20 protein-coding genes are annotated in these 18,857 nt (G+C 34.1%); 7 read left to right on the top strand and 13 right to left on the bottom strand.

The window, feature by feature from the left end:
* Positions 1 to 43 precede the first annotated feature (43 nt).
* Entirely contained in the window at positions 44 to 1,162 is a 1,119-nt protein-coding gene (locus DTUR_RS02670; protein WP_012582901.1) for a glycoside hydrolase family 18 protein, read from the top strand.
* Positions 1,163 to 1,164: 2 nt separating this feature from the next.
* On the top strand, positions 1,165 to 2,328 hold the full coding sequence (locus tag DTUR_RS02665) for a GNAT family N-acetyltransferase (RefSeq protein ID WP_012582900.1): 1,164 nt from the start codon (positions 1,165 to 1,167) through the stop codon (positions 2,326 to 2,328).
* Between the two features lie 183 nt (positions 2,329 to 2,511).
* On the opposite strand, the gene DTUR_RS02660 is transcribed toward DTUR_RS02665, so the two are convergent.
* The 13 genes from DTUR_RS02660 to DTUR_RS02600 form a co-directional block, all read right to left on the bottom strand.
* Entirely contained in the window at positions 2,512 to 3,324 is an 813-nt protein-coding gene (locus DTUR_RS02660) for an ABC transporter permease (RefSeq protein WP_012582899.1), read from the bottom strand.
* A gap of 10 nt (positions 3,325 to 3,334) precedes the next feature.
* Complete coding sequence (locus DTUR_RS02655) at positions 3,335 to 4,192, bottom strand: ABC transporter permease (RefSeq protein ID WP_012582898.1); 858 nt, start codon at positions 4,190 to 4,192, stop codon at positions 3,335 to 3,337.
* 3 nt (positions 4,193 to 4,195) lie between these two features.
* Entirely contained in the window at positions 4,196 to 5,302 is a 1,107-nt protein-coding gene (locus DTUR_RS02650) for an ABC transporter ATP-binding protein (RefSeq protein WP_012582897.1), read from the bottom strand.
* A gap of 63 nt (positions 5,303 to 5,365) precedes the next feature.
* On the bottom strand, positions 5,366 to 6,523 hold the full coding sequence (locus DTUR_RS02645; protein ID WP_012582896.1) for an ABC transporter substrate-binding protein: 1,158 nt from the start codon (positions 6,521 to 6,523) through the stop codon (positions 5,366 to 5,368).
* 236 nt (positions 6,524 to 6,759) lie between these two features.
* On the bottom strand, positions 6,760 to 7,254 hold the full coding sequence (locus DTUR_RS02640; protein WP_012582895.1) for a hypothetical protein: 495 nt from the start codon (positions 7,252 to 7,254) through the stop codon (positions 6,760 to 6,762).
* A gap of 113 nt (positions 7,255 to 7,367) precedes the next feature.
* A complete protein-coding gene (locus DTUR_RS02635) occupies positions 7,368 to 7,670 on the bottom strand; it encodes a hypothetical protein (RefSeq protein ID WP_164930994.1) in 303 nt (100 codons plus the stop codon).
* Positions 7,671 to 7,762: 92 nt separating this feature from the next.
* A complete protein-coding gene (locus DTUR_RS02630; RefSeq protein ID WP_164930993.1) occupies positions 7,763 to 7,900 on the bottom strand; it encodes a hypothetical protein in 138 nt (45 codons plus the stop codon).
* 506 nt (positions 7,901 to 8,406) lie between these two features.
* The gene (lpdA, locus tag DTUR_RS02625; RefSeq protein ID WP_012582893.1) at positions 8,407 to 9,798 is read right to left on the bottom strand and encodes a dihydrolipoyl dehydrogenase; all 1,392 of its coding nucleotides are present in this window, start codon (positions 9,796 to 9,798) and stop codon (positions 8,407 to 8,409) included.
* Between the two features lie 14 nt (positions 9,799 to 9,812).
* Entirely contained in the window at positions 9,813 to 10,091 is a 279-nt protein-coding gene (tusB, locus tag DTUR_RS02620) for a sulfurtransferase complex subunit TusB (RefSeq protein ID WP_012582892.1), read from the bottom strand.
* Positions 10,092 to 10,105: 14 nt separating this feature from the next.
* A complete protein-coding gene (locus tag DTUR_RS02615; RefSeq protein ID WP_012582891.1) occupies positions 10,106 to 10,465 on the bottom strand; it encodes a DsrE family protein in 360 nt (119 codons plus the stop codon).
* Positions 10,466 to 10,479: 14 nt separating this feature from the next.
* Positions 10,480 to 10,833 carry a DsrE/DsrF/TusD sulfur relay family protein gene (locus DTUR_RS02610; RefSeq protein WP_012582890.1) on the bottom strand — a complete coding sequence of 118 codons (354 nt, stop codon included), beginning with the start codon at positions 10,831 to 10,833 and terminating at the stop codon, positions 10,480 to 10,482.
* Positions 10,834 to 10,845: 12 nt separating this feature from the next.
* A complete protein-coding gene (gene tsuA / locus DTUR_RS02605) occupies positions 10,846 to 11,838 on the bottom strand; it encodes a thiosulfate transporter TsuA (protein WP_012582889.1) in 993 nt (330 codons plus the stop codon).
* Positions 11,839 to 11,868: 30 nt separating this feature from the next.
* Positions 11,869 to 12,105 (bottom strand): sulfurtransferase TusA family protein, encoded by a 237-nt coding sequence (locus tag DTUR_RS02600; RefSeq protein WP_012582888.1) that lies wholly within the window; start codon positions 12,103 to 12,105, stop codon positions 11,869 to 11,871.
* A 231-nt stretch (positions 12,106 to 12,336) separates the two neighbouring features.
* On the opposite strand from DTUR_RS02600, the gene DTUR_RS02595 reads away from it, so the two are divergent.
* From DTUR_RS02595 to DTUR_RS02575, 5 genes are all read left to right on the top strand, one after another.
* On the top strand, positions 12,337 to 13,344 hold the full coding sequence (locus tag DTUR_RS02595; protein ID WP_012582887.1) for a LacI family DNA-binding transcriptional regulator: 1,008 nt from the start codon (positions 12,337 to 12,339) through the stop codon (positions 13,342 to 13,344).
* Positions 13,345 to 13,424: 80 nt separating this feature from the next.
* The gene (locus DTUR_RS02590) at positions 13,425 to 14,690 is read left to right on the top strand and encodes an ABC transporter substrate-binding protein (RefSeq protein WP_012582886.1); all 1,266 of its coding nucleotides are present in this window, start codon (positions 13,425 to 13,427) and stop codon (positions 14,688 to 14,690) included.
* A 53-nt stretch (positions 14,691 to 14,743) separates the two neighbouring features.
* Positions 14,744 to 15,643, top strand: coding sequence for a carbohydrate ABC transporter permease (locus DTUR_RS02585; RefSeq protein ID WP_012582885.1), 900 nt, complete (start codon positions 14,744 to 14,746; stop codon positions 15,641 to 15,643).
* Positions 15,640 to 16,455 (top strand): carbohydrate ABC transporter permease, encoded by an 816-nt coding sequence (locus DTUR_RS02580; protein ID WP_012582884.1) that lies wholly within the window; start codon positions 15,640 to 15,642, stop codon positions 16,453 to 16,455. The genes DTUR_RS02585 and DTUR_RS02580 overlap by 4 nt, the downstream gene beginning before the upstream one ends.
* Before the next feature lie 75 nt (positions 16,456 to 16,530).
* A complete protein-coding gene (locus tag DTUR_RS02575; protein ID WP_012582883.1) occupies positions 16,531 to 18,582 on the top strand; it encodes a beta-galactosidase in 2,052 nt (683 codons plus the stop codon).
* The last annotated feature ends 275 nt before the right edge of the window (positions 18,583 to 18,857 follow it).

Below are 18,857 nucleotides of genomic sequence, written 5' to 3'. Positions count from 1 at the left end.
GTGTGTTAAAATAAGATTAACATTTTATAAGGGAGGTTTACAAATGTCTCCAAAAAGAATAATTGCCTACTTCCCCGAGTGGAAAGTAAAGGATGAATACCTAAATTACTCCGTAGAAGATATTCCTTGGAAACTTCTAACTCACATAAATTATGCCTTCGCCAAAATCGTAGAGGGAAAATTACATCCCATTGAGGAAGATCTTTTTTATTCCAACATGGAAAAGATAAAAGAATATAAAAAAGAGTATAGAGATGTAAAGGTGTTGATTTCTGTAGGGGGATGGACAGATTCTGGAGAATTTTCTGATGTAGCATTAAATGAGGAAAATAGGAAAAAATTTGCAAAAAGCGCTTTAGAATTAGTAAAAGAATTTAATCTTGACGGGGTAGATATTGACTGGGAATTTCCTGTGAGTGGAGGACTTCCTACTAATAAAGCTCGTCCTGAAGATAAAGAAAATTTTACCCTACTTTTAAAGACTTTAAGAGACGTACTAAAAGAAGAAAACGAGAATTATCTCCTTACCATAGCAGCACCAGCAAGTTATACTCAAATCCATAATACAGAACCAGATAAATACCACATATTTCTTGATTTCATAAACCTTATGACCTACGACTTTCATGGTATATGGGACAAATATACTAACCATCATTCTCCCCTTTATGGAAATCCTAAAGACCCTGATGAAAAAAGTAGAGAAAGGGCAAATTGTGATTTTGCAGTGAAGGAGTATTTAAAATTTGGCATACCTCCAGAGAAGATTGTTCTTGGGGTACCTTTTTATGGAAAAGGATGGATATGTGAAGATGATGGACATAATGGACTTTTTGCAAAAGTAAAAGGAATCCCTTATGGAATATTTGATAACGAGGATCATCCTTCAGGAAGTAACCCCTTCTTTTTCATAAAGGGAGTTATTGAAAATGACCCCAACTACATCAAGTTCAGAGATAAGTATGCAAAAGTTCCTTGGCTTTGGAATCCAAAAGAAAAAATTATGTACTCCTATGACGATGAAGAATCTATTTTAGAAAAATGCAATTATGTGATCAAGAATAATCTTGGGGGAATCATGTTCTGGGAGGTAACTCAAGACTATCCCTTCAAGGGACATACCTTAGTAAAGCTCATTCACCAAAAATTTTGGGAGGGATAAAGATGGAGATCATAAGATTAAATCCTTCTTATATGGATGAATTAATTGAGCTTTGGAGCCAATCTTTTGCTTTTCCCTATGAGCAGGTAAGCACATGGGTAAATGAAAAGAGCATAAGAAATTGTATAGGAGCCATTGAAAATAATAGATTAGTTTCAGCCTTAAATATCATCCCTATGGAGGGTTATGTAAGAGGAGAGCTTTTTTCTTTTTCAGGAATAGGGGGAGTGGCAACTTTCCCAGAAAAAAGAGGCAAAAATTATGTACATTATCTACTAAAAGAGTCTATAAGAATCTCTAAGGAAAGTGGTAGTGCTTTTTCTTCTTTATATCCCTTTTCTTTTGAATTTTACAGAAACTTTGGTTGGGAGCTTGGAGGATTCCAAAAAAGATATAAAATAAAAACCTACTCTATACCTAAATTTTCTGAGATGGAAAAAGTAAAAAGGATACCTCTTGAAGACTGGAAAATTATAAAACCTGTATATGACAAACACTCTAAAAATTTTTCAGGTACCATAAAAAGAACTGAAGAAAGATGGGAAAGTATAATTTTTAGAACTCGTACTTTAACCTATCTTTACATCTATGAGGACAAAGATATAGAAGGATATCTTCTTTATAGTGTAGAAAAGACAAATATAAACAAAGTTGTGGTTAGAGAAATGATATGCCTGAATAACTCTGCCTATAGAGGATTTTTAAGCCTTTTTTCAAGACAAGCCATGACCATAGAAGAAGTTGAATGGACCGTTCCTCTCAATGACCTTTTACCTTTCATTCTTCCAAATCCAAGAGGTGAATGTCTTGTTGAACCAACTTTTATGATAAGGGTCATTGATGTGGAAAAAGCTCTTTCCTCGTTAAAATATGATGAGAATATAAAAGATAAGATTGTAATAAAAATTAAAGACGAGCATGCTAACTGGAATCATGGCATATGGGAAATAGAAATAGAAAATGGAAAAGTAAAATTAGAGAAAAAAGAAAATTTAGAACCCGAGATAGAACTCAATATAAATATTTTATCTCAGATAATTGCAGGAACCATTTCATCTCAAAAAGCTTATGAGCTTGGATACATAGAGGTCAATAATTTTAATTCTCTTCATAAATTCAATAATCTATTCCCAGAATATCCAACCTTTTGTTGGGATTACTTTTAAAAAAAAGCAGATCTTGTTGCTCCTAATTCTCTTGCTAACTCTTCTTTTGTCGCCTATAAATTCGTTGTTAAATGGAGGACTGTCCCTACAAAAGAGGATAATGTAACAATTACCTTAGCCTGTAGAAACTCTAAAATAAATGGTATATAACTTCTAAAGGGGGAACTTTGGATTTTGTTCCCCCTATTTTCCTCTATAAACAAACTGAGTAGGACTTGCAAACCTTAAAGCAATCACAAGAAAGGTCATAGTAATCAAGAAATATACCACTGCAAGAGCATCAATAGCTTGGGGCGGACGAGTTCCAGCAGCATAAGCATCGTAATAAAGGGCTACTACTACCGTTTGAGACTTGGGGCCTGCTACTAAAAAGGTTAACTCAAACATAGCAATTGTTCTTACAATAGACAAAAGAGCAGAAGTAAAAATTCCTGGTATTATTAAAGGAAGAAGTACTTTAAAAAATGTCTGAAACCTATTAGCTCCTAAAATTCTTGCTGCAGACTCATAACTAATATCTATCTGTTCAATAAAAGGCGTCAAAATTAGAGTTACATAGGGGACTACCGGCACAAGGTTTGCAAGTATAACCCCAGAGAGTTTTGTTGCAAGTCTCAATTTATAAAGTAGTGCAGCAAGAGGGATGCCATAGGTCATTGGAGGAATCAACATAGGAAGTAATAAAAAGGATAAGATTACATTTTTGAGTCTAAAATCATATCTTGCTAAAACATAGGCTGTAGGAAGTCCAATTATTAGAGCTATTAAAGCCACTGAGATCGCTACTATGAAAGTGGCGTAAAGAAGTTGAGGAAGATCATGTTCTCTTGCCATATAGGCGTACCATTCAAAGGTAAATATTTTGGGAAATAATTCTCCATACCACTCTTTACTTAAAGAGTTTAAGACTACAGTAAGTATAATCCCAAGAATATTAAAAGAATATACTATTATAGTAAACCAAAAAAGTGCTTTTGATAAACCCATTCTTTTCATTTTACTCCCCCTATCCTTTTCCTGCTACTGTAGAGCCTCTGTATAATCCTTGCCTAATAAACATGACAATAAGTATAAATATTAGCTCTACTATCCCCATAATTATAGCCACAGCTGAAGACATATGAAAATTAAATTTTTCAAAAGCCCATTGAAAAGCGGAAATAGATATTACCCTTGTAGGTCCAGAAGGCTGGCCCAGAAGTACCGCAGAAGGAAAAACTGTAAAATTCATCACAAAATTTAAAGACATAGCCATAGTAATCCCAGGAAGCCATAGAGGAAGTATAACTTTCCAAAATATATGCCACCTGTTTGCTCCAAGCACACTTGCAGCCTTCTCCAAATTAGGATCTATACCGGAGATATAACCAAGAAGCATAAGAAAGACAAAAGGAAAACCTTGAATAATAAGAGCTATCAAAACCCCCCAATAATTATGGGTCAATTTCACAGGTTTATCAGTAATTCTTAAAAACATCAAAAGTTTATTCAACCATCCATTAGGTCCCATATAAGTAAGCATACCTTCAGCAATAAATACACTTCCTAAGGTTATAGGAAGAATCAGCAACAAGGTAACAAATTTTTCGCCTCTTACTCCATGCCTCATATAATAAGCAAGAGGTATAGCAATCAATATGCTTAACAAAGTAGCAGGAATGGCTATTTTTAATGTAATCCATATGGTATTAGCATCCCAAGGATCACTAAAAAAGCGTATAAAATTTTCTAAAGTAAAATTGCCCTTTTCATCAGTTAAACTAAGATTTAGTCCATATAAAAAAGGATAAATAAACAGGAAGGATAAATAAAAAAAGGCAGGGAGCAGAAACAAGAGTATAGTAATAATATTACGTTTTCCCATAGTTTAATCCTCCCCGGAGAAGACGAGAATTCTTTCAGGAGGTATCCAGATTTTCACATTATCTCCAGGTTTTAGACTTATATCTGCATCCTTAGAAATTTCTATATTTATTCCATCAGAAGTTATGCCCCAAAACTGCTTATGTTGTCCTAAATATTCTATAACATCAATCTTTACTTCTATATTGTTTTCTGGACCTTCTCCTAACTCTATATCTTCAGGTCTTACAGATATATATGGTTTTTTATTGTTTTCAAAGATATTTCTTACATGGACTTTGTATTTCTCATGAAGAATAGCTTTTAGATTTATATTCCCCAAATTAATATGAACTTCTCTATCTCCTTCAAATCTTGAAATCTTTACCTCCCAGATATTTCTAAATCCCAAAAAATTTGCCACAAATAAGTTAGCAGGGTAAGAATAAATTTCTTCAGGAGTTCCTATTTGCTGAATTTTACCTTTATTAAGCACTACAATTCTGTCGGATAAAGCTAAAGCTTCTTGCTGATCATGAGTAACATAAATTGTAGTTATTTTCAATCTCTCATGCAGAGCTTTGAGCTCATATCTCATTTCAATTCTTGAAAGGGCATCTAAATTAGATAAAGGCTCATCAAGAAGCATCACCCTTGGTTCCATTACAATACATCTTGCAAGAGCAACTCTTTGCTGTTCTCCTCCTGAAAGCTGTCTTGGGTATTTGTTGATATGCTCCTCTAAATGGACCATTTTTAAGGCATCTATAACTTTTTCTTTAACTATATCCTTAGGTAGTTTTCTCAATTTTAAACCAAAAGCAACATTATCAAAAACGCTTAAGTGAGGAAATAAAGCATAATTTTGAAATACCATCCCAAAATTTCTTCTTTCAGGAGGAACAAATTTCTTTCCATCATCAAGACATTCATCATCAATATAAATACTCCCTCCATCTATAGGAACTAATCCAGCAATACAATTTAAAACAGTGGATTTACCAGAGCCAGAAGGACCTAATAAGGTTACAAATTCTCCATTTTTAATCGTCAGATTAAAATTATCTACAACCTTTTTGTTTCCATAATATTTATTTAATCCTGTAATTCTAAGCTCATTAAATTCCCTCATTTTTGCCCCCTATATTTCCAAGATTTTTTCTTTTACCCCCCTCCTTACTCGTCAATTTATCTTTTACTTAACCTTTGCTCCTATCATTCTATCCCACATATCAAATGCTTCTACAAGCTCCTTTGCACCAAGTTGTGTGGTTGATGGAAATTCCTTTATAGCCCTTTCATACTCTGTTCTCATGGCTGCTTTTATCTTATCCTGAGTCTCCTTTGGAGCAGCACTTAATGGTACACCCTTAATTGCAGGGCCAGGATAAAAATAGCCATCATCATAGGTTAGTGCTTGCATCTCAGCCCTCAAAAGCCATGACATAAGTTGTAGTGTAGCTCTCTTTCTTGCCTCATCAAGCCCCTTAGGCATACACATGAAGTGGGCATCTGTAACCCAAGTAGTATTCTTTAAGAAAAATGCCTTAAAATTTGAAGGAATCACACCCAATATTCTTTGATTCATATCCCAACCAAGATGGCTTGCTATAATCCATCTTGTACCTTCCGCTAATTCTCTAAAAGTTATAGCTGTCCCTGTAGGATAATAATCTATATATTTATCAAGCTCTTTAAGGTATGCCCATGTCTTTTCCCAAGTTTTAGGATCCTTTGGATTCTTATCTCCAAGAATATAAGGTAAACCCTGCAAGAAAGCTCTTCCAGGTCCAGAATTAGCAGGTCTTGCATACATAAACTTTCCTGGATTTTGCTTAGCCCATTCAAGTAATTCTTCGGCAGTTTGTGGAACCCTTTTAACCTTCTCAGGATTATAAGTAAACATAGGACCACCAGGACAATAGGTTACTACTATTCCATAACCTTTAAAAAGATCAAAAGCAGCTTTTGCTCCAGGTAAATATCTACTTTCTAAGTTTGGAAAATATTGTTTATAAGTGGGGTAAATGTTCTCCCAAAGATCCATTTCAAGACCAGAAGCCATAGCATCATATCCAGTAAGCACCATAGTAGTTGTAACATTTCCTGCCATTTGCTGTGCCTTTATCTTTGCTGGAAGTTCTGGAGCTGTAGCTTTAAGATATTCGATATCTTCGATTAAATCGGGATGAGCTTTTTTAAAAGCTTCAATGGCTGTTTTTGTTAATTGTAAATTACCTGCCACATCTATAATACTAAGTCTTACTTTTTTAGTCTGAGCTCCTAAATTAGCAATCATCAAAAATAAAAGAGTTATGGTTAGGATCACAAAAAGAATACTTTTCTTCCTCATAAGACACCTCCCACTTATTTTTAATTAAGTATACCATGTTGATAAAAGTTTAAAAATATGTCCTAAAAATTAATTTCATAAAGCCTAAAACCTGATAGAATGAAGACATATAAAGGTTTATTAAGAATTAACTAAGGATATTTTAAAACGGCAATTTTTACGCAAAAAGAAATTATTTCTATAAACTAAAAATAAAAGAGGGAGGCATTGCTGCCTTCCTCTTAAAGCTTAATTAATTACCTCAAATTCATCCTGAAGGTAAGAATATTTATACAATCAATTACTGCTCCTTTTATTACAGAGCTTCCTGAGACAAAATCTCCGAAAAACCACATTCCATTTTTCACAACTCCAGTTTGGTCAAATAATACTTCATTTCCCTGTTGATCAAATACTCTTACAGCTACTACTGCCTCTCCTTGAACTGTAGTAATTGGAACTATAGGCCATATAGGTAAAATAAGAAACACCCAATTAAAACTTCTTCTACTGTTTGCGCTTACAATTATAAGATCAAGCATATAGTTTGCTTCATCCTTATTTCCTGTAACCACATATCCCTTAGACATCAAGATATCAATTAGTTTTGCTCTTGCAGGCTCAATTAATCCACCATCTGGACTGTTTATTTTGTTAATGTAAATCTTAGGACTTGTTTGAGCAAAATTAAGGCTAAAAAGAAGGACTAAAGTTAAAAAAGCACTAAGAAAAATTTTAGAGTACCTCTTCATAAACCTTCACCTCCAAATTTTAGGCTAACCATATAATAAAAAATATAGGGGTCAAAATTGGTCCCTTAAAAAATGAGTATAAAGAAGTTTTAGTTTTATAAAAAATTTAATAGCTATAAAATGCGGTATCGTTGATTAGAGATATAAATTCCTATAAAAAATCCGCCAAGAATTATTTCCAATATCAAAAAGAAAATTTCCTTATAAGACAGCACTATTCCAAAGAGTAAATAAGGGGTAAATTGAAAAACAAACAAAATTATTAACTGGATCCCCGTTATAAGCAAGAACTTATAAAAAACTTTCTTATTCTTTCTATAAAAACTCTCAAGATAAACAATAAAACCAAGAGCAATAAAAGAAAGAGCAATAAATAAAAACTTATCTATCACATTTATAAGATAAAAATCCCGCATTAGAAAAGAAAAGACCTTTAGATAAAAACCTCTTGAGTAGAGGAGTAAATATATCGTTATCCCTGATGAAATAATCCAAAAAAGATAATTAATCATACATGTACAAGGATCTGAAAATCTATATCATCAATTTTATCATAAGAACTAATCCCTGCTGACCTTGTCTCCATTATACAATTTTCTATAATGACCTTTTCACAAAACCTCTCCCAATTAGTAATTCCTGTCAAGGCAATACACTCATCTCTACATTAAGAGCAAGAATTTATAAAAAAGGTTGATATTTTGGCAATCATAAAGGAAAATAGGCTGAGATTGAGAAATTTTAATTCCTTTCCCCTCTATAGAAATATTCTCTCCTCAGAGAGTGCATACAAAAAAGAAGTCCCTTCTTCCCAAAGATATGATAATATCCATTTCAAAAGTTCCCAATAAAAAAGGTGCCACAGGCTCAACGGACCCTACTCAGCCTCTCCCTTGCACCCTCTGAGACCTTTCATCCCAGATTCTTCCAGATTTCACAGAGGTACCGAGCTTTATCAATACCCCTGTTACTTTCTAGATCTCAAGTACTTAGTAAGGGTTTTTACCCCTTACCTTTCCTTGAGCCTCCGGGACTTACTTAGTCCCAGCCAAGTGCACTCAGGAGCCTTTCGGACCCCTTGATGCCTGTGGCAATTATAATTTTAACACAACTTTAAAAATTGTCAAGGGGTCCGAAAAAAAATTTTTAAAATTATCTCCTTAAGTAAATATGTACCACACTCCCAAGGGGCACTTTTACAGCCTCCATTATAGCTTCGGGTAGTGTGGGATGAGTATGAATAGTATCCGCTACATCATCAAGGGTCAGATTATTTTGTATAGCAAGGGCAAGTTCAGCGATCATTACTGAAGCCTCAGGGCCTATAATTTGAGCTCCTATTATTACTTTATCTTCTTTTCTTGCAACCACCTTTACAAAACCATCGGTAGCATTCATGGATACTGCTTTTCCATTAGCAGAAAATGGAAATTCTCCTGTTATTACATCTATACCTTGTTCTTTTGCCTCTTCCTCGGTAAGACCACAGGCTGCAATTTCTGGAGATGAGAATATGGCCCAGGGTACTACTCTATAATCCATCTTTTTATTTTCTCCTGCAATGATCTCTGCTACTACTTCTCCTTCCTTCATTGCCTTGTGAGCAAGCAAAAGTCCACCTATAACATCACCTATAGCATATACATTTTTAACATTTGTCCTTAGATATTCATCCACTACTATTCTTCCCCTATCCACATTAACTCCTATGTTTTCAAGCCCTATATTGTCTGAATTTAATTTTCTTCCTATGGAAACTAAAACCTTTTCGCTCTCCAAAACTTCTCCTGTAGATAAAGTAGAATAAACTTTTCCATCTTTTACTTCCACACTTTCTATTTTTGCTCCTACCTTAACCTCAATACCTTTTTTGTTTAATATTCTCTGAAGGTAATTTGCTACTTTTTTATCCTTCAAAGTTGGAACTACTTGAGGCATCATTTCTACTATGGTAACCTTAGTACCAAAAGTACTATAAAAGGTTGCAAATTCAATACCAATAGCACCTGCTCCTATGATTACTATATCCTTAGGTATTTCTCCAAGAGTCAAAGCATCATCAGAAGTTAAGACATTTTTTCCATCAATTTTAAAGGTAGGAATCATAGCTGGTTCTGAGCCTGTAGCAATTACAATATTTTCTCCTTGAACTATTTCTTTACCTTCGGAAGTTTCTATTTCTACTGTTTCATTGTCAATTATTCTACCTCTTCCCTTTTTTATTACTACTTTTCTTGACTTTAACAAGTATTCAACCCCTGATACAAGTTTTTTTACTACATTTTCCTTCCAAGAGTAGATACCATTTACATCAAAAGAATAAGAGTCTACATTTACACCAAAAGTTTTTGCTTCCTTTACGGTACGAAATACCTCTGCACTCTTTAGAAGAGCCTTAGTAGGAATACAACCTCTATTCAGACAAGTCCCACCAAGCTCCCTTGCCTCAATGATACATACCTTTTTCCCTAAGTCTGCTGCCCTTATAGCTCCCACATAACCTCCAGATCCTGCCCCTAAAAATATCACATCAAACTTTTCCATCCCCTTTAATCCTCCTACGAAATTATTTTTTCATTCTTTTCTATTAATTCTACCCATCCTTCATAGTCTATACAAGGGAAAAGGCTTAAACTCTCAGAATATCCCCTTGCTTCTAAATCCTCTTTTAAAGCAAAAACTGAAACTCCACTTTTAATAAACTCTTTTGTAGTCTCATCTATAGCATATAAAACCCCATCCTGAACAAAAAGAATAGTGTCTCCCTCTACTGCAAGTTCTATAATTCTTTTACTAATTTCTTCCCTTGGACTTTTCTTTATAATTATTAATGCCATATCTTTTCACCCCTTTAGAAGATTATTACCCTATCAAAGGAATGGATAAATTCTGAAACTTCATTCTGAGATATAATCTTTGCTTTCCATGTGGGCTCAACATCTTCTTCTTTTATTTTTCTCTTTTCCAAATCTTCTTTCACTACATAAATTGGAGTTCCATATCTTTCAAGATATTTAAAGGACATACTCAAAGAGAGACACCCTAAATTTTCAGGATGGGTATTTTTATTTACTGCTACCACTGCATCTTCCATAAAGAGAATAGAAGGCTCCAGATCTTCTCCATACATACCAAAGGCACTTCTTAGTGCCTCATTTACCCATATAGATCCAGCTGGACTCTGGTAAACTACAAAGAGAACTCTTTTCATAAATATTTCCTCCCTTACGGCATCAAGTTTACATATCTGTCTGCATTAAATATTAAAGAAGCCATCTCTGGAACACCAGAGAATTTTGGACCTTCTACAGCATTCTCAGAACTAATACCTCTATACTCAGCACAAAGGCCACAAATATGTATTTCAACTCCCTTTTCAGAAAGTTCTTTCATCTTCAAAGGAATATTCCTATCAACCCTTAAAGGTTTTACCTTTGAGTTTATCGAAAGCACTGAATCGGCAAACAAGAAGATGGATACTTTATGACCCCTTTTAAGTGCTGCTTCTGCAAGATGAATAGCTGTATCCAAATCCTCATAGGTATAAGGTGGAACATTTACTTGAATAACAATATACATAATCTTAACCTCCTATTTTCTTGCATATAAATACCAATACATGAACCAATTACCAAGTACAAAAAAGATTGTAGCAAGGATAGAACTCAAAGCAAGATGGGGGAGTCCAGATAATATATGACCTATATTACAACCAGCAGCAACCCCTGCTCCAAAACCCATCAAGATCCCACCAAGAATAACTTGTAAATATGTCTTTGGATCCTTGGGAACTCTTAATTTAAATTCCTTAGAAGCAACAGCAGATATAAATGCACCTATAATTATTCCAAGAACCTCCATTCCAATCCAATTATAGGGAACTCCTGCTACAGTACCTTTCAAAAGATTTACCCATCCACCAGTAATCCCAAGGGCATAAGTCTTTTGAGATAAATATCCAAGGATCCCTACAACTCCAAGGGCAATTCCACCTGTAAGCCAGTTTAATCCCGAAACTTGCCTTTCGGTAGTCTTAGTGCCCCAAATATAAACAGCAAGAAGAATTGCAAAAATAATAGCTACAATCCAGGGATTAATACCAAAAACATTTGCAATAGTTGGACTAACCTTTCCTTCTACTGCGTTGTATATACCTGGATCTTGCATAGTTACAGTAATAGGAGATCCAAACCAAGAATTAACAAAATTCAAGACCCCACCTCTCACTGCTGCGGCAGTAACTCCAAAGGAAAGACCCGCTAAAATTGCAGTAATGTATCCCTCTCCAATTCTATAAGTCACACCACTGGCGCATCCACCTGCAAGAACCATACCCATTCCAAATAAAAATCCACCTATAATTTGAGCCAATGGAATAAAGGGAAGAGGGTTAAGCTTTATCCATCCCAAAGACGCCACAAGATGAAAACCAAGGGTTTCTAAAAGAATAGCTACAGCAGCCATCTTAGCAAGGTAATTGTCTTTATTAAACTTAATATCCCTTATAGCAGAGTTAAAGCACATCCTTGATCTCTGCAAAACTACGCCAAAAAGAATACCCACTATTAAACCTTGCCAAATCATTTATAATCCCTCCCCTTTAGTTAATTTTACTTATAATTTCTTAATGAGAATTCTCCATTCGCTTGGTCCTATTTCCTCAATAGCCAAAACTTCTCCTCCTACCTCTTTAATCCCTTGAGGAATCCTTTCCTTAGAGAGAGGATAATCAATAAGAACCTCAAGAATCTCTCCAGACTGCATTGTCTTCAGCTTTCTTTTGGTTTCCACATCAGGAACTGGACAAACCTCTCCTCTCACGTCAAGGGTATAGTTAGGTTTTACATCCATAAAAAATCACCTCCAAATCGTTAAAACTTTAACGATATATTATAAATATGCTTATTTAATTAGTCAAGATATTAATATAATTAATAAAATTTGATAAAAATTAGATTAAAATATTTAGAAGTAAAATGTTCGATAAAAATATTCATGAAATTTTCATTAAAAATAACTTAAAAATTCTATTGAATTTTTCATAAAAATTTTTTATAATTTTAAAGTAGAGGGGTGACATAGATGTCAAGAAGTAAAAAGAAAGTAACCATAAGCGATATAGCTAAAAAGGCAGGAGTCTCTGTAGGAACTGTATCAAGAGTATTGAATAAGGCAGACAATGTAAACGAAGAAATAAAAGAAAAAGTGTTAAAAGCTGCAATTACATTAGGATATGAAATGGAGATAAAAAGGAGAGGTACTCTTGGGACAGTAGGATTTGTAATAAGGGAACTGGAAAACGATCCTACTCAAAACGTTTACTTCTCAGCCATATTAAGAGGAGCGCAAAAAAGAACTGAAGAATTAGGGGGAAGATTAATATACACAGTAGTTCAAAACACCGACGATAAAATTAGAGAAGTGGTTTCAAAAGTTAAAAGCCTAAAGGTAGACGCCCTACTCTTAGTAAATTTATCCAACGCTAAATTAGTAGAAGAAATACTAAAATTATCCATACCCTCAGTAGTAATGGAAGACTATTTCCCTGAATTGGAGGTAGATTGTATAACTACTGATGCCTTTGACGGAGCATGTAAAGTCGCCAAATTTCTCTTAGAAAAACACAAAAAAATTGCCTTTATTGATGGGCCTCAAGATCAATATGATGTAGTTCAAAGAGCAGCAGGCTTTATCTTTACCTTAGAAAGAATGGGAAATCCTATAGATCCAGACCTTATTGAATATAGTGATTTATTGCCAGAAGGTGGTTATAGAGCCATGAAAAAACTTTTAGAAAAAGGAAAAAAATTCACAGCCGTATATTGCACCAACGATCATTCTGCTATTGGGGCTATAAGAGCTATTAAAGAAGAGGGATTAAGAATTCCAGAAGATATATCTATTGTGGGAAATGATGATATAGATATAGCTCAACATTTAGATCCTCCATTGACCACTGTAAGGGTATTTAGAGAAACTCTTGGCAAAGTAGCAGTAGATCACTTATATAACAGAATTATTAATCCCTATGATGTGGTTCTAAAAATTGTAATTCCTGAAGAGTTAGTAATAAGAAAAAGTACTATCTAAGGGAGGTGATACTTTAAAAAAGTTTAAAGTCAAAAATTTTCAATTTTCTCTTTTCAAAATCTTTTAAGGGGGAGTGAGGTATGAAAAAATTTTCAATTATTCTAATTACTTTATTCGTTTTAGTTCTTTTAAGTATTGGCGGGGCTCAGGAGAAACCAAAAATCACCATATGGGCATGGGATCCTAACTTTAACATCCCAATAATGCAAGAAGCTGCACAAAGATATAAGAAAATTAATCCTAATGTAGATTTTGATATAGTAAGTATGGCTAAAGCAGATGTAGAGCAAAAATTAAATACTGTTCTTGCCTCTGGAGTAAAAACTAATCTCCCAGAAATAGTATTAATAGAAGACTACAATGCCCAAAAATATTTAACCTCTTATCCAGGTGCCTTTGCAGATCTTACTAACCATTTCAACTATAAAGAATTTGCCCCATATAAAGTACAACTTATGACTGTAAAAGGAAGAGTATATGGTGTTCCTTTTGACTCAGGAGTTACAGGTTGGTTCTATAGAAGAGATTACTTCAAACAAGCAGGACTTGATCCAGCAAAACTTCAAAATATAACTTGGGAAAAATTCATAGAAATCGGAAGAACTTTAAAACAAAAAACTGGAAAATACATGATATCTGGAGATCCATTTGATGGAGGATTAATGAGAATATTATTGCACTCCGCTGGAAGCTGGTACTTTGATAAAGATGGAAATATCACCATATCCAATAACGAAGTACTAAAAGAAGCTGTAAAACTTTACAAGACTCTAAGAGATTCTGGAATATCAAAAGAAGTTAGCGGATGGAATGAATGGGTTGCATCTTTTAATAGTGGTGAGGTTGCTTCTGTAATCACCGGAGTATGGATCATAGGTTCTATTAAGGCTGCAAAAGATCAATCTGGTAAATGGGGCGTACTTCCTATTCCAAGACTTAACGTTCCTGGAGCAGTAAATGCGTCTAACCTTGGTGGATCTAGTTGGTATGTGCTCCAAAACTCCAGGTATAGAGACGTAGCTATAGACTTCTTAAAACAAATATATGCAAAAGATGTGGATTTCTATCAGAAGATATTAATTGAAAGAGGAGCTGTAGGAACATGGCTGCCTGCTCAAAGAGGATCCGCCTATACTGCAGCTGATCCATTCTTTGGAAATCAAAAAGTATTCACCTACTTCTCTACATGGATGAGGAAGGTTCCTGCTATTAATTTTGGACTTTACACCTATGAAGCAGATGCAGCTATAATGGGAGTAATGCCTGATGTGTACAATGGGAAATTGACAATTGATGAAGCTCTCAAAAAAGCAGAAGAACAACTTAAGAATACCATAGGTAAGTAATATTTGGGGGGAAGTTTAAACTTCCCCCTTTCCAAAAGGGGGGAATTTAAAAAATGAAAATTACATATAAAAGATATCTTGACCTATGGGGATGGTTATTTGTCATATTTGCTTTATTCTTATTAACTCTTTTTCTTTTATATCCTATTTTTTACTCTTTATATCTTTCTACTTTTACCACAAGAGGAATAGTTCAAACTTTTGTCGGCTTTGGAAATTACCTAAGACTAATTAAAGACTCAAATTTTATCCTTGCTCTTAAAAACACTCTTATCATTTTAATAATTCAAGTTCCTATAATGCTTTTCTTAGCTTTAATTCTTGCTGTCATATTGAATAATCAGAAGATAAAGTTTAATGGATTTTTTAGAACCGCTATTTTTCTTCCTGCAGTAACCTCTTTAGTAGCTTATACAGTGCTTTTTAAAATGATGTTTACCACCGACGGCCTGATAAATAGATTTTTAATCTCCTTAGGACTAATATCTAAGCCTATTCCATGGCTTTTGGATCCTTTTTGGGCAAAGGTAACTTTAATTTTTGCGCTTACATGGAGATGGACAGGCTATAATATGATTTTTTATCTTGCTGGCCTTCAAAACATCCCTACCGAGATATATGAAGCAGCAGAAATAGATGGTGCAAACAAATCTGTTCAATTTTTTAAAATCACTATTCCTCTGCTCAAACCAATTATCATATTTACATCTATAATGTCCACTATAGGTACTTTACAACTTTTTGATGAACCTATGAACCTTGCAGCAGGTGTAGTTACCGGATCAAGTGTAGGACCAGGAAACTCACTTCTTACTCCTTCGGTATATATTTATAATATTTGCTTTAAGTATGCACCAAACTTTGGTTATGCCTCAGCAGTCTCTTATATTTTAGTTTTAATTGTTGCTATTTTATCCTTCATCCAATTAAGAACGGTAGGTGAAAGAGAATGAAAAGGTTAAAAACAAGTACTATTTTTACTTATTTATTTCTCATAATAGTATCTTTTATCTCTCTTTTTCCATTTATATGGATGATCATCGGAACTACTAATAAATCAGTAGATATTTTGAGAGGCAAGTTTACTTTTGGAAACAATCTATTAGAAAATTTTCAAAATCTTTTAGCAAGTTATAATTTAGGAAAAATTCTCATAAATTCTCTAAAGATATCATTAATAGTTACTGTGGGTGCTTTATTGATTTCCTCCTTAGCAGCCTATGGATTTGAAATCTATGCATCCAACATTAGAGAAAAAATATACTCTATAATCCTTGGAACCCTGATGATTCCCTTTGCAGCTCTCATGGTTCCACTCTTTAAATTGATGACCTCCTTCAATCTTATTGACTCCCATTGGGGAGTTATCCTACCCATGCTTTCCTCAGTATTCCTTATCTTCTTCTTTAGACAAAATTTCAAGATGTATCCAAAAGAAATTATCATGGCAGCAAGAGTTGATGGAGCAAACGAATTACAAATATTTTTCTCTATTGTTTTTCCTTCTATGAGATCTGCTTATGCAGCAGGTGCTATTTGGGCATTTATGAATAGCTGGAATTCTTACCTTTGGCCCTTAGTAATTCTACAGAGCGAAGAGAAGAAAACTATGACCTTACTTATATCCACATTAGCCTCTGGCTACACGCCAGATTTTGGCGTAATAATGACTGCTGTAGTTATAGCTACTTTACCAATGATTATTGTATTCTTTACCTTACAAAATTACTTTATACAAAGCATCTTAGGTTCCATGAAACAATAAAGAAAAGCTTTACATCAAAACATACTTTGCTCTATCATAATAATCATATATAAAAAAAACGAGGAGGTATTTTTTATGATAAATCCGAAACTGCCCTACATTTGGTATGGTGGAGACTACAATCCTGAGCAATGGGACAAAGAAGTATGGAAAGAAGATGTAAGACTTTTTAAGCTTGCAAACATAAATATTGCCACAGTGAACGTTTTCTCCTGGGCACTTTTACAACCATCAGAAGATATATATGACTTCTCTATGCTTGATGAAATCATAAACAATTTATGGGAAAATGGTATTCATATATGTCTTGCAACTTCAACAGCTTCTCAACCCCATTGGATGTCGGTAAAATATCCTGAAATTCTTCCTGTGGACATTAACGGGCATAAGAGAGAACATGGAGGAAGAGTAAATTTTTGTCCTAACAGCAAAATATATAGGTATTTTGCAGGAAAACTTGTAGAAAAACTTGCCGAAAGATATGCTAACCATCCAGGAATAGTAGCATGGCATATAGCTAACGAATATGGGACTTATTGTTTCTGTGAAAATTGTGTGAAGGAATTTAGAGATTGGCTAAAAAAGAAATATGGAACCTTAGAAGAACTTAACAAAAGATGGTACACTACCTTCTGGAGTCAGACCTTTTATGATTGGAATGAGATTAATGCACCTACTCTAAGAAGCGTAATGTTTCATCATTGGTGGACAGGAAAATTATCCACAGTAGCCCAAGGAATGGTTCTTGATTATTATCGCTTTATGTCGGAAAGTATCTTAGAATGTTATCTCAACGAATACAATATCATCAAAAAATATAACCCTAATATACCTGTAACCACAAATCTTATGGGTGCCTTTAAACCCCTTAATTACTTTGAATGGGCAAAACATATGGATGTAGTTTCCTGGGATAGTTATCCATACCTTACCGATGATTACGTAAACATCGCCTTTAGGCACTCCCTTATGAGGGGATTAAAGCAAGGTGAACCCTTTATGCTTATGGAACAAACCCCAAGCCAAACTAACTGGCAACCTTACTGCTATATAAAAAGGCCAAAAGTAATGAGGCTTCAGAGCTATCAGGCCATAGCACAAGGAGCAGATACTGTAATGTTCTTTCAGTTAAGACAATCAAGGGGTGGACCAGAAAAATTCCATGGTGCGGTAATATCTCATGCAGGACACGAAAATACAAGGGTTTTTAAAGAAGTAAAAGAATTAGGGGAAGAACTTAAAAAATTAGGAGATACTATCCTTGGAAGTAGAGTAAAATCTCAAACAGCGGTAGTTTTTGATTGGGAAAATTGGTGGGCTCTTGAAAATTCTCAAGGTCCAAGTACTGCCATAAATTATGTAGAAGGAGTTGAAAAATATTTTAGAGCCATCTTTGAAAATACCTTAGGGGTGGATGTGATAGGAGTAGAAGACAACTTTGAAAAATATAAATTAATTGTTGCTCCTCTTTTATATATGGTAAAAGAAGAATGGGCAGAAAAAATAAAGAATTATGTTAGAAAAGGTGGAATTTTTATAACCACAACCTTAAGTGGACTTGTAAATGAAAATGATTTAGTTTATATTGGTGGATATCCTAAGCCTTTAAGAGATGTTCTTGGAATTTGGGTAGAAGAATTTGATGCCCTTCCTCCTGAAATGAAAAATGAAATTATAATACAAGATGAGTTCAAAAAAGAATTTTCAAAAGAAAAGTATGAATGCAATTTAGTATTTGACGTAATTCACTTGGAAAGTAATAATGCTAAAGCCATTGGAGTTTACAGTAAAGATTATTATCAAGGATATCCGTGTATAACGGTAAACAAATATGGGGAAGGATATGCGTACTATATTGGCACATTCCCATCGAAGGATTTTTTGAAAGAATTTGTAAAATATTTATCAAAAACACATAATATAGAGCCTATCTTAAAAGATGTTCCATATGGATTAGAAATAACTCAAAGGGTAAAAGATGGAAAAACTTTTACCTTTGTACTAAACCACACGGAAGAAATAAAAACTATAAATATAGGTTCTAAGAGAAAAGATTTACTTTCAGGAAAAGAATTTGAAGGCTTAATTGATATTCACCCAAGAGAGGTTTTAATCCTTGAGGGGTAAAACAAAAAGAGAAGGGCTTAAATGCCCTTCTCTAACTAAAATACTTGTATTCTGCAATACGTTTTGAAACTGCCCCTTTTTAGCTCTGTGAGAAGTTCACATTCCTAAATATTCTCTTTATTCCTTTTCTTGACAAAAAAAATTTTTTAAGGTATACTTAAACCTAAAGTGGTATGACCACTTTACCAATAAGGAGGTGAAATTAAAAATTTCCTTTTTAGTAAACTTTTAGGAAGGGGGATCAAAGATGAAAAGAGTATTATTAATTCTTTTGA

The sequence above is a fragment of the Dictyoglomus turgidum DSM 6724 genome, assembly GCF_000021645.1.
GTDB lineage: Bacteria > Dictyoglomota > Dictyoglomia > Dictyoglomales > Dictyoglomaceae > Dictyoglomus > Dictyoglomus turgidum.
The sequence above is the reverse complement of the archived record's forward strand: the minus strand, read 5'-3'. Positions and strand labels throughout refer to the sequence as shown.

Excerpts from the sequence above, each read along its gene's own strand:
- DTUR_RS02655 (WP_012582898.1), bottom strand. The coding sequence starts at position 4,192 with ATGGGAAAACGTAATATTATTACTATACTCTTGTTTCTGCTCCCTGCC.
- DTUR_RS02575 (WP_012582883.1), top strand. The coding sequence starts at position 16,531 with ATGATAAATCCGAAACTGCCCTACATTTGGTATGGTGGAGACTACAAT.
- DTUR_RS02665 (WP_012582900.1), top strand. The coding sequence starts at position 1,165 with ATGGAGATCATAAGATTAAATCCTTCTTATATGGATGAATTAATTGAG.
- DTUR_RS02650 (WP_012582897.1), bottom strand. The coding sequence starts at position 5,302 with ATGAGGGAATTTAATGAGCTTAGAATTACAGGATTAAATAAATATTAT.
- DTUR_RS02660 (WP_012582899.1), bottom strand. The coding sequence starts at position 3,324 with ATGAAAAGAATGGGTTTATCAAAAGCACTTTTTTGGTTTACTATAATA.
- DTUR_RS02600 (WP_012582888.1), bottom strand. The coding sequence starts at position 12,105 with ATGGATGTAAAACCTAACTATACCCTTGACGTGAGAGGAGAGGTTTGT.
- DTUR_RS02580 (WP_012582884.1), top strand. The coding sequence starts at position 15,640 with ATGAAAAGGTTAAAAACAAGTACTATTTTTACTTATTTATTTCTCATA.
- DTUR_RS02615 (WP_012582891.1), bottom strand. The coding sequence starts at position 10,465 with ATGAAAAGAGTTCTCTTTGTAGTTTACCAGAGTCCAGCTGGATCTATA.
- tusB (WP_012582892.1), bottom strand. The coding sequence starts at position 10,091 with ATGGCATTAATAATTATAAAGAAAAGTCCAAGGGAAGAAATTAGTAAA.
- DTUR_RS02640 (WP_012582895.1), bottom strand. The coding sequence starts at position 7,254 with ATGAAGAGGTACTCTAAAATTTTTCTTAGTGCTTTTTTAACTTTAGTC.
- DTUR_RS02670 (WP_012582901.1), top strand. The coding sequence starts at position 44 with ATGTCTCCAAAAAGAATAATTGCCTACTTCCCCGAGTGGAAAGTAAAG.
- DTUR_RS02645 (WP_012582896.1), bottom strand. The coding sequence starts at position 6,523 with ATGAGGAAGAAAAGTATTCTTTTTGTGATCCTAACCATAACTCTTTTA.
- DTUR_RS02635 (WP_164930994.1), bottom strand. The coding sequence starts at position 7,670 with ATGCGGGATTTTTATCTTATAAATGTGATAGATAAGTTTTTATTTATT.
- lpdA (WP_012582893.1), bottom strand. The coding sequence starts at position 9,798 with ATGGAAAAGTTTGATGTGATATTTTTAGGGGCAGGATCTGGAGGTTAT.
- DTUR_RS02610 (WP_012582890.1), bottom strand. The coding sequence starts at position 10,833 with ATGTATATTGTTATTCAAGTAAATGTTCCACCTTATACCTATGAGGAT.
- DTUR_RS02590 (WP_012582886.1), top strand. The coding sequence starts at position 13,425 with ATGAAAAAATTTTCAATTATTCTAATTACTTTATTCGTTTTAGTTCTT.
- DTUR_RS02595 (WP_012582887.1), top strand. The coding sequence starts at position 12,337 with ATGTCAAGAAGTAAAAAGAAAGTAACCATAAGCGATATAGCTAAAAAG.
- DTUR_RS02585 (WP_012582885.1), top strand. The coding sequence starts at position 14,744 with ATGAAAATTACATATAAAAGATATCTTGACCTATGGGGATGGTTATTT.
- tsuA (WP_012582889.1), bottom strand. The coding sequence starts at position 11,838 with ATGATTTGGCAAGGTTTAATAGTGGGTATTCTTTTTGGCGTAGTTTTG.